General features: G+C 33.7%; 2 protein-coding genes. One reads left to right on the top strand and one right to left on the bottom strand.

Translation table 11 applies throughout. The annotated features are described in order from the left end of the window. Positions 1–19: 19 nt before the first annotated feature. Positions 20–235, top strand: a complete 216-nt coding sequence (locus METFODRAFT_RS09540) for a hypothetical protein (RefSeq protein WP_007045421.1) — start codon at positions 20–22, stop codon at positions 233–235. 47 nt (positions 236–282) lie between these two features. Here METFODRAFT_RS09540 and argJ read toward each other — a convergent pair whose 3' ends face one another. Then, on the bottom strand, positions 283–1,491 hold the full coding sequence (argJ, locus tag METFODRAFT_RS09535) for a bifunctional ornithine acetyltransferase/N-acetylglutamate synthase (RefSeq protein WP_007045420.1): 1,209 nt from the start codon (positions 1,489–1,491) through the stop codon (positions 283–285). Positions 1,492–1,663: the final 172 nt, after the last annotated feature.

The raw sequence follows: 1,663 nt of genomic DNA, 5'->3' as shown, positions 1-1,663 counted from the left end.
AACATAATAAGACGAGTATATGAAGAGACAAGATAGAAGAAAGCATAGAAGAGATAAATCGATTTTAGATGTTGAGGGAAATTACCTAACGTCTGAAAAGAGCAATATTGGGTTTGTTAGGTTTATAGCAATGGTATCAAACTGTATAGGATATTTAAGCCACAAATATGGATTATCATTCTATGAAGTGATTAAAGAGTGCAGTAAAGAGCTAATAAAGAAAGGATTCTCGTAATCACACTGTCAGTTAAATAAATTTAAGCAAATTAAAAATAAATAGGTTTAAGTAGTGTATTCTGAGTTTATTTTAACATATTCATAGCTTAAATCACAACCATAAGCAGTATTTTCCTCATTTCCAATGTTTAAATTTACAATTATCTTTATCTCCTTATTCTTCATAATCTCTTCTGCAAGTTTTAACTCCTCTGTTCCCTCATCTGCTATCTGCTCCCCCTCTTTTACAAGATAAACTTCCCTTTTATTATCACTTAATATAACATCAATCTTATCCATATCCATTTCCACTCCACTATAACCAACCGCCGCTACAATCCTTCCCCAATTTGGATCCTCTCCAAATAATGCAGTTTTAACTAAGAGGGATTTAACAACTGCCATTGATGCCCTTTTAGCATCTTCTTTTGTTTTTGCTCCTTTAACAACAACCTCCATGAATTTTGTTGCTCCCTCTCCATCCTTTACAATCATCTTAGCAATCTCAGTGCAAACAAACTTCAGTGCGTTTTCAAATACCTCTTTGCATTCCTCATAGCAAACTCCACTTTCTCCATTTGCAAGGATAAAGACAGTGTCGTTTGTTGAGGTATCTCCATCAACAACTGCATTGTTGAAACTCTCATCAATGGCATTTTGAAGAATTCTTGTCAAATCTTCCCTATCAACTGCTATATCGGTTGTTATAAAGCAGAGCATTGTTGCATGCAACATGTTTGGTGCAATCATTCCAGCACCTTTACCTATTACCCCAATTCTCACTTTTTTTCCATTGACCTCAAACTCAACGGCAATCTCTTTTGGGAAGGAATCTGTTGTCATTATTGCCTTTGCTGCATTTAATGAGTTGTTTTCTTTTTTTAATAAGTTATATGCCTCATTTATCTTCTCCTTTATAATATCCATTGGCATCTTTCTTCCAATAACTCCTGTTGAAGCAATTAATATTTCATTTTCTTTAATATTGAGAAGTTTTGCAGTTTCTCTTATCATTTCTTTTGCATCTTCCATACCGTTTTTTGTAAAGCAGTTTGCATTACCACTATTTGCCACGATTGCTTTTATTTTGTCATTGTTCTTTAAGATTTCTTTTGATAATACAACAGGGTGTGCAACAACCTTATTTGTTGTAAAAACCCCACTTGCAACCGCCTCTTTTTCTGAAACTATTAATGCAACGCCATATTTTCCTTCTTTTACTCCATTTGCTTTAAATCCTTTTGGTGCACAGACGCCACCTTCGATAACTTTCATTTTATCACCATTTAGTTATTAATACCGTAATTCCCATCACAAATTTAAATATTTATTTAATTGAATTAACTTCATCTAACACTTTAAGATTATAAGCGATTGTGAAGAGTAAGAGCTTAACACTCAGCCCTTTCTTGCTTACAGCGTGAATATGCTTAGAAAACATCGCAAC

Source organism: Methanotorris formicicus Mc-S-70 (assembly GCF_000243455.1).
Taxonomy (GTDB): domain Archaea; phylum AGJL01; class Methanococci; order Methanococcales; family Methanococcaceae; genus Methanotorris; species Methanotorris formicicus.
The sequence above is the reverse complement of the archived record's forward strand: the minus strand, read 5'-3'. Positions and strand labels throughout refer to the sequence as shown.